Source organism: Pseudaquidulcibacter saccharophilus (genome assembly GCF_019455445.1).
Lineage (GTDB): Bacteria > Pseudomonadota > Alphaproteobacteria > Caulobacterales > Aquidulcibacteraceae > Pseudaquidulcibacter > Pseudaquidulcibacter saccharophilus.
Map to the genome: position 1 here is coordinate 415,552 of NZ_JAHWUS010000002.1, position 14,238 is coordinate 429,789.

At 39.5% G+C, this 14,238-nt stretch carries 15 protein-coding genes; 4 read left to right on the forward strand and 11 right to left on the reverse strand.

Annotation, left to right across the window (positions count from 1 at the left end; translation table 11 throughout):
- Positions 1-5: 5 nt before the first annotated feature.
- From mreC to KXV15_RS07750, 6 genes are all read right to left on the reverse strand, one after another.
- A complete protein-coding gene (mreC, locus tag KXV15_RS07725; protein WP_240007593.1) occupies positions 6-1,166 on the reverse strand; it encodes a rod shape-determining protein MreC in 1,161 nt (386 codons plus the stop codon).
- Between the two features lie 21 nt (positions 1,167-1,187).
- Positions 1,188-2,234 (reverse strand): rod shape-determining protein, encoded by a 1,047-nt coding sequence (locus tag KXV15_RS07730; RefSeq protein ID WP_240007594.1) that lies wholly within the window; start codon positions 2,232-2,234, stop codon positions 1,188-1,190.
- 117 nt (positions 2,235-2,351) lie between these two features.
- A complete protein-coding gene (gene uvrB, locus KXV15_RS07735) occupies positions 2,352-4,550 on the reverse strand; it encodes an excinuclease ABC subunit UvrB (protein WP_240007595.1) in 2,199 nt (732 codons plus the stop codon).
- A 42-nt stretch (positions 4,551-4,592) separates the two neighbouring features.
- Positions 4,593-5,291 carry a ZIP family metal transporter gene (locus KXV15_RS07740; RefSeq protein ID WP_240007596.1) on the reverse strand — a complete coding sequence of 233 codons (699 nt, stop codon included), beginning with the start codon at positions 5,289-5,291 and terminating at the stop codon, positions 4,593-4,595.
- A gap of 83 nt (positions 5,292-5,374) precedes the next feature.
- On the reverse strand, positions 5,375-6,097 hold the full coding sequence (locus tag KXV15_RS07745; RefSeq protein ID WP_240007597.1) for a hypothetical protein: 723 nt from the start codon (positions 6,095-6,097) through the stop codon (positions 5,375-5,377).
- 108 nt (positions 6,098-6,205) lie between these two features.
- Positions 6,206-6,673, reverse strand: a complete 468-nt coding sequence (locus tag KXV15_RS07750; RefSeq protein WP_240007598.1) for an NUDIX domain-containing protein — start codon at positions 6,671-6,673, stop codon at positions 6,206-6,208.
- Between the two features lie 78 nt (positions 6,674-6,751).
- Here KXV15_RS07750 and KXV15_RS07755 point away from each other — a divergent pair, with 78 nt between their 5' ends.
- Positions 6,752-7,651 carry a DUF4349 domain-containing protein gene (locus KXV15_RS07755; RefSeq protein ID WP_240007599.1) on the forward strand — a complete coding sequence of 300 codons (900 nt, stop codon included), beginning with the start codon at positions 6,752-6,754 and terminating at the stop codon, positions 7,649-7,651.
- On the opposite strand, the gene KXV15_RS07760 is transcribed toward KXV15_RS07755, so the two are convergent.
- Entirely contained in the window at positions 7,648-8,610 is a 963-nt protein-coding gene (locus KXV15_RS07760; RefSeq protein ID WP_240007600.1) for a homoserine kinase, read from the reverse strand. The two genes, KXV15_RS07755 and KXV15_RS07760, sit on opposite strands and share 4 nt — an antisense overlap.
- Positions 8,611-8,653: 43 nt before the next feature.
- On the opposite strand from KXV15_RS07760, the gene ruvX reads away from it, so the two are divergent.
- Positions 8,654-9,130, forward strand: coding sequence for a Holliday junction resolvase RuvX (gene ruvX / locus KXV15_RS07765; protein WP_240007601.1), 477 nt, complete (start codon positions 8,654-8,656; stop codon positions 9,128-9,130).
- On the opposite strand, the gene KXV15_RS07770 is transcribed toward ruvX, so the two are convergent.
- The 4 genes from KXV15_RS07770 to KXV15_RS07785 are packed head-to-tail and all read right to left on the reverse strand — an operon-like array spanning position 9,107 to position 11,783.
- The gene (locus KXV15_RS07770) at positions 9,107-9,553 is read right to left on the reverse strand and encodes a hypothetical protein (protein WP_240007602.1); all 447 of its coding nucleotides are present in this window, start codon (positions 9,551-9,553) and stop codon (positions 9,107-9,109) included. The two genes, ruvX and KXV15_RS07770, sit on opposite strands and share 24 nt — an antisense overlap.
- Positions 9,554-9,556: 3 nt before the next feature.
- Positions 9,557-10,345 carry an FAD:protein FMN transferase gene (locus KXV15_RS07775; protein WP_240007603.1) on the reverse strand — a complete coding sequence of 263 codons (789 nt, stop codon included), beginning with the start codon at positions 10,343-10,345 and terminating at the stop codon, positions 9,557-9,559.
- Between the two features lie 2 nt (positions 10,346-10,347).
- The gene (locus KXV15_RS07780; protein ID WP_240007604.1) at positions 10,348-10,890 is read right to left on the reverse strand and encodes an FMN-binding protein; all 543 of its coding nucleotides are present in this window, start codon (positions 10,888-10,890) and stop codon (positions 10,348-10,350) included.
- Positions 10,891-10,898: 8 nt separating this feature from the next.
- Positions 10,899-11,783: a DUF6662 family protein gene (locus KXV15_RS07785; protein ID WP_240007605.1), complete on the reverse strand. Its 885-nt coding sequence runs from the start codon at positions 11,781-11,783 to the stop codon at positions 10,899-10,901.
- A 189-nt stretch (positions 11,784-11,972) separates the two neighbouring features.
- Here KXV15_RS07785 and KXV15_RS07790 point away from each other — a divergent pair, with 189 nt between their 5' ends.
- Positions 11,973-12,941, forward strand: a complete 969-nt coding sequence (locus KXV15_RS07790; RefSeq protein WP_240007606.1) for an aspartate carbamoyltransferase catalytic subunit — start codon at positions 11,973-11,975, stop codon at positions 12,939-12,941.
- Positions 12,934-14,229, forward strand: coding sequence for a dihydroorotase (gene pyrC / locus KXV15_RS07795; RefSeq protein WP_240007607.1), 1,296 nt, complete (start codon positions 12,934-12,936; stop codon positions 14,227-14,229). Before KXV15_RS07790 ends, pyrC begins: the two co-directional genes overlap by 8 nt.
- Positions 14,230-14,238 lie beyond the last annotated feature (9 nt).

Sequence of the window (14,238 nt, forward strand, 5' to 3'; positions counted from 1 at the left end):
ATGCCCTATTCAGGAGCTTTTTCTTGAGGCGTTTTTTCGCCGTCTTTATTGGTATTATGCTCAACCGGAGCAGTAGCGTTGCTAACGGTGCTAGTTGTCGGAGTGAACACGGTTACACTATTTGTTGATACTTTGTTATTTGTACCATTCTTAGCTGCAGCCAAAGCTTTATCCCGCTGCTCTTTTAATCTTTTAATCTCCTGCGCCTGCGCAATTGCACCAGGCGTAGAATTTACGGGTAAATTAGCAGCGCCATTCTCATCCGGTAAAATACCGCCGGCAATATTATCGGAACCAGAATTTTGTGGCGGAGCACCAAAATTTGGATTTGTTACGCGTTGTGACGGAATTTGTATATTGTTTGGCTTAATCAATTTAACAAAATCAATAGCGCCTTTATTGCTATTTAGTCTTACCCTAAGTTTTTTATCAGGCGCAATACCAGCATAACCAACTGCAATACCACGAGGTATAATTCCGTCATCACCAGATGTTATGATACGTTCGCCATTTTTGATAATATTTGGCGTATTTAATTGTGACAGAACTGGTGCAGATGATTTATCACCAACAAGCATCGCTCTTCCGCGCGTTTCTTCACCCATAACCGGAATTCTACTTTGATTGTCTGTCAGTAGAATAACTCGAGAAGAGTTTTGCGAAACTGAAATCACGCGGCCAACCAAACCATTTTCATTTATAACAACCCAGTCAGTCGCAATTCCATCCTTAGCGCCAACGTTCACAATCGCCGAATTTGAAAATGGGCCATTGGTTTCGCCAACAAGCCTTCCAATAACTGCTGATTTAATCTGTTCATCTTTGATATTGTTTAATTGTTCATATTGCTCAAGACGCATCGCAAGGGCTTTGGCTTCGTCGCGCCATTCAAGCAGGGCACGATTTTCTTGCTTTAATTTGCGAATAGTTTCTGCGTTGCCAAAGTATGAACTTACATAATCGCCAATTCCATTGAACCACTTTTGTGGTGCTGATATAATTGACGAAGTAGCGCCAAATACTTGATTTGAAGTATTTGAAAGTATTGTGCGATCTTTTTGCGTTAAAAAATAAACAGAGGCACCAAGCAACAGAACAGTAACTACGATGGCTGTGGCTTTATAACCCCTACCCTCATTTTTACGATATGAACCGCGTCTTGCCATAAATGCCTCTTATTTAGGTTATTATACCTTGGTTAGGATGCCTTTCCACTGCTCAAGATTGTCGACGCATTTGCCGGTGCCTAGCACAACGCATGAAAGTGCATCATCAGCAATGCTAACAGGGAGACCTGTTCTATGGCGAAGAACAACATCAAGATTACGTAGCAGAGCCCCGCCACCAGTAAGCATAATGCCTTTGTCAACGATATCAGCAGCTAATTCAGGTGGTGTGGTTTCAAGAGCAACATGAACGGCTTCAACAATTTCTTCAACAGGGTCAGCAAGTGCGGTAGAAATTGATTGTTCGGTAATTATAGATTCACGTGGAACGCCATTGATAAGGTCGCGGCCTTTTACATTCATCTGTAAGCCAACGCCATCTGATGGAGGTTCAGCAGAACCAATTTCTTTTTTGATACGTTCGGCAGTTGTTTCACCAATTAAAAGGTTTTCCGTGCGGCGCATATGGTTGATAATTGCCTCGTCCATACGGTCCCCACCAACACGAACAGAACGCGCATAAACAATACCTTCTAACGAAAGAACCGCAACCTCGGTCGTGCCGCCACCAATATCAACAACCATCGAACCTGATGGTTGATCAATTGCAAGGCCGGCACCAATTGCTGCCGCCATTGGCTCTTCAATAAGCCATGCATCCATTGCACCAGCATTTATCGCCGCATCTTGAATGGCACGACGCTCAACAGGTGTTGCACCAGATGGTACACAAATTACGATGCGCGGACGGCCACGAATGAATGATTTAGATTCATCATTAACACGCTTAATGAAGTTTTTAATCATTTCTTCGGCAACTTCAAAATCGGCAATCACGCCATCACGCATTGGGCGTATAGCCTCAATTTGTCCGGGTGTACGACCAAGCATTAGTTTCGCATGTTCGCCAACTGCTTGAACAACTTTTTTGCCACCTTTTATAGAATAAGCAACAACAGATGGTTCGTTTAGAACTATCCCACGACCTTTAACATATACAAGGGTATTTGCTGTTCCAAGGTCGATTGCCATATCGCTTGAAAACATACTAAAAATTTTTCCGAACATTGTTTTTTGCCAATAGATAAAGTTTATTAGATTCGCTACATGCGGTGCAAAACTTCGTGCCTTGATATGGTTTTTTAATCAAGTAGTGAAGCTGAAATTATAGTGTTAAATTCTGTTTTACATTCCAAGTTCCTGTTTTTCCAATTCGTGAATTTGATCACGCAATTTTGCGGCTTCTTCAAATTCAAGTTCAGATGCATGTGCAAGCATTTTCTTTTCAAGTTCTTGGATAATTGCCTTGATATTGTGTCCGTTTAATGGCGCTTTATCTTTTTGTTTTGAGCTTGCTGAAGAATCTAATTGTGCTGCCTTCATTTTTTCAGAAGCATCGGTTCCATAGATTGATTCAATTACATCTTTGATTTTTGATTTAATGGTTTTTGGAATAATTCCAAATTTTTCATTATGAGCGATTTGTTTTTCTCGGCGACGATTAGTCTCTTTAATTGCCCTATCCATTGAGCCAGTGACTTTATCCGCATAAAGAATTACGCGCGCCTCTGCATTACGTGCGGCACGACCAATTGTTTGCACCAATGATGTTTCCGAACGCAAGAAACCTTCTTTGTCGGCATCAAGAATACAAACCAACCCGCATTCAGGAATATCAAGCCCTTCACGCAAAAGGTTGATACCAATTAAAACATCAAAAACCCCTTCCCGTAAATCTCTTACGATTTCAATTCTTTCAACCGTATCAATGTCAGAGTGCATATAGCGAACCTTTAAACCTTGTTCAAAAAGGTAATCTGTTAAATCCTCAGCCATTTTTTTGGTTAGGGTTGTGATAAGAACCCTATGCCCCTTATCAATTGCAATACGGCATTCATCGAGACAATCATCAACTTGTGTGCGGCCATGCGCTTGAACTGGTCGAATTTCTACTGGCGGGTCAATTAGGCCAGTGGGTCGAATAACTTGTTCTGTGAAAACTCCACCTGTACGTTCTAATTCCCAATTCCCTGGTGTTGCAGAAACGAAAATTGACTGTGGGCGCATTGCATCCCATTCTTCAAACCTTAATGGACGGTTATCCATACAGGATGGCAATCTAAAACCAAAATCTGAAAGTGTGCGTTTTCGAGCATAGTCCCCCTTAAACATGCCGCCAATTTGCGGAACAGTTACATGGCTTTCATCAACAAAAATCAACGCGTTTTGAGGTAGATATTCAAATAAAGTTGGTGGCGGTTCACCTGGGTTACGGCCCGTTAAATAACGTGAATAGTTTTCAATACCGGTACAAAAACCTGTTGCCATCATTGTTTCTAGATCAAATTTAGTTCGTTCACTAATTCTTTGTGCCTCAAGCAACATTCCATTTTTATTATACCAGTCAACACGCGCATCGAGTTCAGACTTTATTTTAATCATTGCAGCTGAAAGTGCTGGTCGCGGTAAAATATAGTGATTATTGGCATAAATATTTACGCCTTGGAATTCATTGGTCTTTTTGCCTGTTAATGGATCGAACTCAATGATTGTTTCAATTTCATCGCCAAAATAGCTTATTCGCCACGCCCTATCCTCAAGGTGAGAAGGGAAAACATCAACTACATCACCTTTTACCCGAAAAGTTCCGCGGCTAAAACCAACGTCATTACGCTTATATTGTAATGCTACTAATTCTTTAGTTAGCTTGGTTAATTCTGAAAACTCGCCGACATTAAGATTAATTGTCATAGCCGAATAAGATTCAACAGAACCGATACCATAAATACATGAAACGGAGGCAACGATAATGACATCATCACGTTCAAGTAATGCCCGTGTTGCCGAATGTCGCATTCGATCAATTTGTTCGTTGATAGTGCTTTCTTTTTCAATATAGGTATCGGTACGTGGCACATAAGCTTCTGGTTGATAATAATCATAATATGAAACAAAATATTCAACCGCATTATCTGGGAAAAACTCTTTGAATTCGCCATAAAGCTGAGCTGCAAGAGTTTTATTATGCGCCATTATCAAGGCTGGTCTCTGCAATCTTTCTATACATTTTGCCATTGTATAGGTTTTGCCAGAACCGGTAACACCCAATAAAACTTGTTCTTGTTCTCCATTTTCAACACCTTTTACCAATTCATCAATGGCAAAAGGTTGATCCCCACCGGGTTCATATGGGGCAACAAGTTTGAATTTTTTACCGCCTTCTAATTTTTCAGGTATAACAGCTTGATGCGGTGTCCACTGCGGCGGTGCCTCTTTTCCTCTTGAATCAAGGATGTCATAGTCAAAATCATGAATGAATTTTGGCCTTGCCGGCGCAGTGGCGCTAATTGGGGTTGTTGGAAAGGGGCTTGGTTTCTTGCTCATGCAGTGAACATAAGGTGAATCAAACTATTTTTAAAGCCCTTCTTATATCCCAATATGTGAAAGATGTGCCTCTAAAACTAATAATCCTAAAAAACCCACAAAAAACATAGAGGTAATTAACGGGCTATCTGGTTTTTCGTGTGCTTCGACTAATAGTTCTTCTGTTACCAAATATAAAAGCGCGATTAAGGCAAATGTATAAGCAAAAGAAACCCAAAATGATGGTAAATTATGAACTGGCGCGCCAAGTAAAGCACCAATTGGTAATACCGCGCCAATAAAGAGTGCTGTCAAAATTTGTGTGACTTTATTTTTGAAAACTTCATGTAATTCAGCACCTATTGTTAAACCAAGAAATAAAATTTCTAGGCTTAAGGCAAATAGCAATAATGCCCCCTGTTTTGCACCAACGGCAAAACTAATGCCCAAAACAACGCCATCAATAAATATATCAACACCAACTAAAATTATTAGTGAAAGATTACCCTTAAACATGCTGCCAATTGATTTGACGCCAAACATTGTCAAAAGACCAAAGGTTCCGCCCAATATAATTGCCCAAATGGTTGCGCTATGCTGCACATCTGGCAAAATTTCAGTTGCCGCTGCGGCAAAAACCACCCCTGCTGCAAGGTGCTGCAATGCTGCAAGTAATTTGTCATTTGGTGCTTTTAGACGTGCAACCATTGCACCAACGAAAAGACATGCCCAAGGAATTAAAGTAAATTGCCACGCAGCCATATAAAAACCTCATATTTAAAACAGGTGGCTTTTAATTATTGTTGAAAATATATCTATGCGGCATATGTCCTATAAATGCCTGTTTATTCATTTCCATAGTTAAAAGATTCATCTTTTGATCCATCCGGACGCGGCGGGCGCGTGCAACCCCCTAGCCCCATTTCCATGCAAAGTTCATATGGGGTTTTAACACGTGGGGGCTTCTTCCCTATCGGAACGCATACCATATATTTACCACCATTTTCCATTTGGCATTTGTCTCTTACGCCTGCGTAATATCGTGAATTATTTTCGGCCTTTGAGAAACCTTCAACCATTTCGGGACGATATTTAGGTGCTCTTGCAGCTTGTATTAGCTTTCTTGCCACATCATTTGGTGGACAGCCTTTAGGCCTACCTTCACTATCAATTTTTGTAAGGCATTCAGTGTTGTAAATGGTATTTTGTGATGCGTTGGATAATTTCGGCAAAGTTGGATTGGTTTTTATTCCATTAATGCCAGGTATAATGGTTTGAGCGTTGGTGGTTAAAGTATTGCGCTTTAATAAGCCATCTTTGTTATTTAAATTGGGTAACTCATCCTTAAAATTATTTATTGCGGCTTGTGACGTAATAGTTTTTTCAACCGACGTATTGGGAGGTATATAGTTTTCAGGGATTTCTGGTTTTGCTTTTATTATGTCAGTTTCAACTTTTTCCCATTTTATTGACGGCAATTCTTTGAACTGTTTATTCTTTTGATTAAGTAATAATAATATAAAAATACCAAATATAATGATTGCGGTGCCATTGGTTAGTAACCGCAAGTAAATCCTATTATTGATGATTTCAAAATGTCCCATAATTTTATATGAACAACTCATATAAAATTATCAGCTTAAATATCTTTTATCTAGATTAAATAGTGGCAATAGTTAGACTTGGCCATCTTTAAAACGCTCACGCTCCCATTTCATAATGGCCCAAGCGTGGCTTTCATGTCTAACGTTTTTAATAGCTTCATCCGGTGTCATCCAAACGAGCGTATGGTCAGGCTCAGTTGGTTTTGATGGGTCACCGGTTATTTCCACCTCATAAAAGCTTGCCAATGAGTTTAAAGGCTTGTCACCATTTATCCAAAATTGCCCGGCACGACCAAGTACGCGAATTGGCCAGATATCAAGACCGGCTTCTTCTTCAAATTCTCTGATTAATGCTTCTGGTTCGGCTTCCATAGTTTCAACGCCACCACCCGGAAGATCGTAGTGATAATTATCTTTTGAGCCAATCTTGATAATCGCGATTTTACGTAATTCACCTTGGCAAATTCCATAAACGCTTGGACGTTCTTTGTAATTTTTGCCTGGCTGATTGATGCCGAATTGGATTGAAAACCTTGCCATTTTAAACCTTTAATATTGCCAAGCCTTTAAACATAAATTATGGCTAGTCAATATTTTTTGTATTGCTGGGCATGTTAAATGAACTTGAACTCATCTAAACTTACTTTTGGTAAAATTACACTCGGAATTTTGGGTTTGTTATTCATGTCTTCATGTGGCAAACAACCCACCCAAATAAATAATTTGTTTGAAAACACATCGGCAATTAAGGCTGAACCTTCTAAACCTGAAGTTCCATCTGCGCCGAAAAACTATGCTAATTCAGATGCACTAATTGCCTATTCATATAATATCAGCATTTTATTACCAAAAGAGAATATCGATAAAATTTCAAGCTATCATCGATCAATTTGTGAGAAAGCTGGTTATAATAAATGTAGAGTGATTAGTTCAAATACGACTGACACTTCGGCCAATCTTTCAATCCGCGCAGAGCCAACATTTCTAAAAGGGTTTAGAGATTCACTTGGTAATGATGCTAAAGACAATAAAGGTAAAATTATCAGCTCTGAAACCAAGAGTGAGGATCTTACCTTTCAAATCACTGACACTGAAGCAAAATTACGTGCCAAAAATATTTTAAAAGAACGGATTGAAAAAATCATTGCATCACAACCTGCAAAGCTTGCAGATTTATTGGAGGCAGAAACCAAACTAGCTGAAGTTCAGGCAGATATTGATTCTACAAATTCAAATCTTGCCGTTGATAGAACAAGGGTTAATATGTCTGTCCTTGATTTAAATTATCAAACGCGCGACACCACAGGACTTGATGTTTTTGAACCATTGAATGAAGCTTTTGGACAATTTTTTTACGTAATGTCGGAAAGTTTGTCTTTTCTAATTCTTGCCTTTGCAGGAATATTACCTTTTTCTGTTGTAATAGTTCCAATTGTAATCTTTTTCATGTTCTTACACAAAAAGAGAATTGAAAAAGAAAAGAACAAAGATGTTATTGTAAATACAAAAGAAAATTAGCCACCATAATCAAACATAGATTTTGCCGCGCGATGGAATGCCAGTCTTGCGGAATACTCACGCGGGTCTTTTTTTGTAACTAATGCACCATCATTTGGTTTAAGCCAGTCATCAAGACGAGTTAAAAAGAAGCGAAGCGCCGCCCCGCGCGCTAATAGTGGAATAGCAGCCTTTTCTTCTTCACTCAAAGGACGAATGCTTTCGTAGCCACTCAAGAGCGCTTTACCTTTCGTTAGGTCAAATTCTCTACCCAATGGTAAGAAACACCATGAGTTTAGCATTACAGCAATATCATAAGCATAAAAGTCAGTAGCACCAAAATAAAAGTCAATTAAACCTGATACATTATCTCCAACAAACAAAACATTATCAGGGAAAAGGTCGGCATGAATAAAGCCAGATGGTAAATTTTTTGCCCATCCGTTCTCTATCGCCAAAAGGTCACTTTCAACAAGACTAACTACACCAGTTTCAACGGTCTCTGCGCCTAATTTGTTCTTATCCCATAATTTCCGCCATGATGCAGGTCCAAGAGAATTACTTCTTTTCAAAGGAAAATCGGATAATGCATTGTGTAGTTGCGCCAATGCTGCCCCAGCAGAACGAACTTGTGAAACATTTGGTTGTTTTGGTGAAATCCCCTTTAGAAATGAGCATAAGGCACAGGTTTTATCACCGATTTTATAGGTCATTTCACCGTCGATGGTGTGAATTGGTAAGGCCGTTGGTAAACCTTTTTTCGCGGCATATTCAGTTGCCCCCAAATAGAAAGGTAAGTCTGCAACCTCTGTCATCGCCTCATAAATGGTAAGGATATAACGAGTATCATTTGTTTCAATGAAATAATTAGAGTTAGAAACCCCCTCTGCTATACCTTTAAAAGCAATAATATCACCTAAATTAAAGGCGTGTTGAATTTTTAAAATATCATCATCTGAAAGAATTGTATAAACGGCCATTTTTGCTCTATATTAGTTTTCCATTCAGAAGCAAAGATATAAAATGCCGATAATTGAATTAGATGAATTTACTGCATTCTTAAATGCACAAGAAAATAAAAAAGGCGCACTATTGGGCATTGATAATGGCTCAAAAAACATAGGGCTTGCGGTCTCAGATTTAACGCGGACTATTGCTAGTCCTATTTATGCTGTGAAGAAGAAGAAATTAGCGGAAACTGCTGGCGAAATATTCAAAGCTTTTGATGAAAAAGAATGTGTCGCGATTATAATGGGGCATCCACTAAATATGGATGGCTCAAAAGGACCGTCAGCGCAGGCCGCACGTGCATTCGCACGCAATTTATTAACTGTGCGCGATGTCCCCCTTTTGATGTGGGATGAAAGATTATCAACATCGGTTGTGCAAAGGCAGATGATTGAGGCAGATATGACGCGCGCAAAGCGGGCCGAACAAGTCGATTCAGCTTCGGCAAGTTATGTATTGCAAGGTGTATTAGATCGTATTTATGGGCTTTGATTTACGTGCAAAGTGTAAATAGTGAAGTGCAAATATAATAGAAACAATAAATCCTATGGAAATATGAATTATGCTAGATATTGCTAGATTTAATTCACTAGAAAAATAATATAGACCCATTGCGCTTAAAAATAATATTCCAAAGCAAATACAAAGTCCTATTCCGCTTAAGATATTTTCTTTTTTACGCCAGCCTTGGCGCATATGATATGCCCATAAACTACCAACTACGAATATAAGTAATATAGAAGAAAAACCGTGAACAAAGGCTAATAATATCGAGTAACTTTCGGGAACGGGATTAGGAATTGTTAAAGCAAATTTTAATTCAATTGCTTGCGGCAAAATTAATATACCGCTTATAAAAGTTAAAGCCAATAAAATCATAAGAAGCGTTAAAAACCCTTTTGGATACCCACGCATTTATCAAACCTCTATTAAATGTCCGCCTAATTGAGCAATTTTTTCAGATGCAATGCATTTTTCATAATTACAAGCAATCTTTGTTAATGCATCTGCGCGCCATGCGCTTGCTGCGATTACGCTAAAGCTTCCTTGTCTTTTGTTTTTCCCAATAATCCATGACGGAAAATTGGGGGTATGATTTTCACGAACTACGCTTGTCGCAATTGCAGAATTTTGAATTCCACCAATTTCAATATTTTCACCTGCTTCATTTCTTATTGACACTGGAAATGCATAGTCACCAAAAACACGTATATCGCCACCGGCATTTATCCAGCCGTATTCGCAAGCAAATTCTTTTAGTTTTTTAGTGGCATAATCAACCGCAAAACCTTTGGCAATTCCATCAAGGCAAATCAAAACTGGACGCAAAAGCCGTGCTTGGTCACCTTTTATTTCAATATCTTTTGCATCAGATGAATTTATAAAATCACCAAAATCATGATTAGGCAATATTCCATATTTTACCAATTCCCCACCGATTGTTGGATTAAATAGCCCATCTGATGCACATGAGATGGTTTTTGCAAGCTTTAGGCAGTTTTTGGTTTTTTTATTAATTGTAACCCAATTACCATTTGCCAAATTTATGCGTGAAATATCGCTTTCAACTTGATGAAAGCTCATAATATTATGAATTTCTTGGATTTCTTTAAATGCGGCGTTAACTGCATCGTTTTCATTTCCCAAGGTGCAATGCGCCCCAATTTCGACATAAGTTCCCAAAAAGGGGCGCATTCGCTTTAACATTCCTATACCTTCTGTAGAAACATATCTTGCAATACTAAAAGGCGTTTAACACCATTCATAATATTCTTGCATGATAAAGTTGCGCCTGAAATGTTTGGGATATCCTTATTCAATTTGAATGGATCGTTTAAAGTTTTGCCTTTAAAAATATTGCGCCAACTTGATTGACGTACTTCATCCCCCCTAGTTTCTTTGTATGTCATTATTTCTATGCCACGAACATGCCCATCAAGACTAAGCCCTGTACCATAGGTTATAAATTCATGTTTTCCGATAACGTTATCGGTAATAAAATAGCCAATTAGTTTTCCATTTTTTTCTGCACGCCAAACATCTTGCTTTGACCAACGTTGCATTATGCCAGAACGCTTTTGTATTTCTTTCATCTGCTCTTTTGATAATGCCACTGGGGCATATGAAAATTTATCTGCCTCTGGAAAGATTGATTTTGCAGCCTGCTCGGCATTTAAATATTCGGTTGCGTAAGCAGGACTAATAGCAGCCATAGCCGCAGGGGCAATTAGCCAATTTGGATTAAATCTCATGATGCACCTTAGAAATTATAGCCAAGTTTAAAGCGGACTTCGTATTTTTCATGATCGGCAAGATGTCTACCTACATCGTTATCTTTAGCTTCATTAGAGCCCGCAAGTTGTGTAACTGCAGTCAAAGTTGCCCAATATTTCTTGCCGCCATAATGAATACTTGGACCAAAGAATGCATCCCAATGATCAAATTCCCAATTGCCGCCTATCGGATTAAGGATTTCAGCATCAACCCAACCTTCACCCCCAATAAACCAATTTGGTGCAAATCTGTATGCAACCCCTGAACGCCAGCGAGCAGCAATGGCATATTCAGTGCCATCTTCAACTTTTGGCGACCAAGATTCTGATTCTAGTTCTAAGTTATTTACCCATTGTAATTGGCCATCAAGATATGGTTTTTGGAAAATTACTTTGGTTTCAAGTTCAAAACCATCGCCTTTATCCCCAGTTATACTATCAATAGTATCGTAAGTTAGTTCTCCATATAAAGATACTCCAATATCGTTTTCATAAGGCGATAATAGCATTTTCTTTAATTCAACAGAAAAGCCGCTTAATTTAAAACTATCTTTACTGCCGGGAATTTCACGATCATTTACTGGTCCTGCACAGCCTTCTCCACAATTATAATCGTGGCGATATGCATTAAGGTATATTGCACCAGTTAGGCGATCTGTAAATCCATATTCATATTCTGCACGTAGATATTGTGCGCTATAATCACCATAACGTTTATCGCCATGATGTGTTAAGTGTAAATAGGCCTCCGAAGTACCTTTTGGAAGCGTTTCAGCGCCGGTTGTATATCCCAATAGATTTTCATCTGCCATTGCATTTGAAGCAATTAGCAATGGTGCAATGCCGCATAATATTTTAATTGTTAGTCTCATAAAGCCCTCCATATTGCTAAGGGCACGCAATAGCATATAAATAATTAATTGCAAGTGATTATCATTTGCGATATTTGGTCGCGCATAAACTTGTTGTAATCTATTACGACACTTAATAACGGTTAGATGTATGATTTAAGAGAAATTATACTTGCCTATAACCCCCAAATATGTCTAAAGCTGAGACTTGTGAACACATTAATCAAACCCCAAACTCGCGCACCATTTGCTAAAAAGCATTTGCTGCAAATTTTAGACCTTAATCGCTTAGAAGCTCTAGAGCTTATTGAGCGGGCGGAAGGTTTTCTCCCTTATACTTCTATGAAAGAAAAGAAGCTCGACTTTTTGGCGGGGCGCACACTTATTAATCTTTTCTTTGAAAACTCTACAAGAACTCAGTCATCGTTTGAACTAGCTGGCAAGCGCCTTGGTGCGGATGTCGTTAATATGGCGGTTAAATCTTCAAGCGTTGCCAAAGGGGAAACCTTATTGGATACTGCTGCGACTTTGAATGCAATGGGTCCTGATTTATTGGTTATTCGCCATAAATCATCTGGTGCCGCACAGCTTTTGGCGCGCAAGGTTAGTTGTTCGGTCATTAATGCAGGCGACGGTACTCATGAGCACCCATCGCAGGCCTTTCTCGATAGCCTAACATTAAAGCGTACCTTTGGCCGTATAGAAGGGCTGAAAATTGCAATATGCGGTGACATCCTTCATTCGCGTGTTGCGCGTTCAAATATTATGCTTTTGAACATGCTTGGTGCAGAAGTAAGATTAATCGCCCCCCCTACCCTTATGCCAACGGATGCTGATAAATGGGGGGTGAAAATTTATGACAACCTTCTTCATGGTATCGAAGGGGTTGATGTTATTATGGCATTACGCCTTCAACTTGAACGTATGTCAGGATCTTTCTTGCCAAGCCCACGTGAATATTTCCGTTATTATGGTATTGATCGTGAAAAAATAAGGGTTGCCGCGCCACATGTTCGAGTAATGCACCCCGGGCCAATGAACCGTGGTATCGAAATAGATTCGGAAATTGCAGATGACCCAAGAATTTCTCTGATTGTTGATCAAGTGCAATCAGGTGTGGCAATGCGAATGGCAATATTAGAGGCTATGGCTTCATTTGAAGGTGGTGAATATGCGTAAATCAAAACTATTCACCAATGCCCGCGTAGTTGCCCCTAATTTAAATTTTGATGGCAATGCTGAAATATTAGTTATTGGCGATGTCATTGCAGAGATTGGTGAAAGCATCGAGGCTCCACAAGATGCCGAAATTATCGACTGTGATGGCAATTGTATTATGCCTGGCCTAATTGATATGCGGGTTTCAATCGGTGAACCGGGTGCCGAACACCGTGAAACATTGAAGTCTGCTGGGCGGGCTGCTGTTGCTGGTGGCATCACCACAATGCTTATTCAACCAGATACAGAACATCCAATTGATGATGCTGCAATGGTTGATTTTATCATCCGCCGAGGTCGTGATGCTTCTTTAGCAAAAGTTCTATCTGCTGGTGCGCTAACCAAGGGGTTGCGCGGTGAGGATATGGCGGAACTTGGATTAATGAGTGAAGCGGGCGCCGTATTATTTTCTAATGGTCAAAATCCAATCAAAGACACAAAAGTAATGCAAAGGTTGATGTCGTATTCATGCGCATATGACACATTGGTTTCAACGCGACCACAAGATCCTTGGTTGGCCGGAAGCGGAAATATGGCACAAGGAGAGCTTGCAGCACGAATGGGGCTTTCTGGTATAAGTGCCAATGCAGAAGTTATTTTTGCCAATCGTGACATTGTGCTTGCACAAGCAACTGGATGCAAGTTGTTATTAGATATGATTTCAAGCGCAAGAACAATTCCTATTATTGAAGATGCCAAAGCCGATGGTCTTGATGTTTATGCAAGCGTAAACGTGCATAATCTTTGCCTAAATGAAAATGATGTCGAAGATTATCGAACCTTTGCAAAACTTAACCCACCACTTCGTTCTGAAGACGACAGGGTAGAGTTAATAAACGCGCTAAAAGATGGAATTATTGACGTTATTGTTTCGGGGCATGATCCTCGCCCGCCAGAAGAAAAGCGGTTACCATTTGATGAGGCATCTTTTGGTTCAAGTGCTTTAGAAGTATTATTATCGGCTTCTTTAAGTCTCTATCACAATGGTCACATAGACTTGATTGATCTTGTGAAAACCATGACATTAAATCCCGCAATGATTTTGGGGCTTGATAGTGGGAAAATTGCAAAAGGTGCGCCAGCAGACTTAATTGTTGTTGATTTGGGTTATCCTTTACGATTTGATGCATCTGAACTATATTCCAAAGGTAAAAACGCCGCATTTGACGAAAAACTATTGCAGGGCAAGGTTTTGCAAACATATGTTGACGGCGAAAAAGTATATGACATTGAAGCCGGTCATATATAATAACTCGGG

Excerpts from the sequence above, each read along its gene's own strand:
- KXV15_RS07740 (WP_240007596.1), bottom strand. The coding sequence starts at position 5,291 with ATGGCTGCGTGGCAATTTACTTTAATTCCTTGGGCATGTCTTTTCGTT.
- pyrC (WP_240007607.1), top strand. The coding sequence starts at position 12,934 with ATGCGTAAATCAAAACTATTCACCAATGCCCGCGTAGTTGCCCCTAAT.
- mreC (WP_240007593.1), bottom strand. The coding sequence starts at position 1,166 with ATGGCAAGACGCGGTTCATATCGTAAAAATGAGGGTAGGGGTTATAAA.
- KXV15_RS07770 (WP_240007602.1), bottom strand. The coding sequence starts at position 9,553 with ATGCGTGGGTATCCAAAAGGGTTTTTAACGCTTCTTATGATTTTATTG.
- KXV15_RS07730 (WP_240007594.1), bottom strand. The coding sequence starts at position 2,234 with ATGTTCGGAAAAATTTTTAGTATGTTTTCAAGCGATATGGCAATCGAC.
- uvrB (WP_240007595.1), bottom strand. The coding sequence starts at position 4,550 with ATGAGCAAGAAACCAAGCCCCTTTCCAACAACCCCAATTAGCGCCACT.
- ruvX (WP_240007601.1), top strand. The coding sequence starts at position 8,654 with ATGCCGATAATTGAATTAGATGAATTTACTGCATTCTTAAATGCACAA.
- KXV15_RS07750 (WP_240007598.1), bottom strand. The coding sequence starts at position 6,673 with ATGGCAAGGTTTTCAATCCAATTCGGCATCAATCAGCCAGGCAAAAAT.
- KXV15_RS07775 (WP_240007603.1), bottom strand. The coding sequence starts at position 10,345 with ATGTTAAAGCGAATGCGCCCCTTTTTGGGAACTTATGTCGAAATTGGG.
- KXV15_RS07760 (WP_240007600.1), bottom strand. The coding sequence starts at position 8,610 with ATGGCCGTTTATACAATTCTTTCAGATGATGATATTTTAAAAATTCAA.
- KXV15_RS07785 (WP_240007605.1), bottom strand. The coding sequence starts at position 11,783 with ATGAGACTAACAATTAAAATATTATGCGGCATTGCACCATTGCTAATT.
- KXV15_RS07755 (WP_240007599.1), top strand. The coding sequence starts at position 6,752 with ATGAACTTGAACTCATCTAAACTTACTTTTGGTAAAATTACACTCGGA.
- KXV15_RS07780 (WP_240007604.1), bottom strand. The coding sequence starts at position 10,890 with ATGAGATTTAATCCAAATTGGCTAATTGCCCCTGCGGCTATGGCTGCT.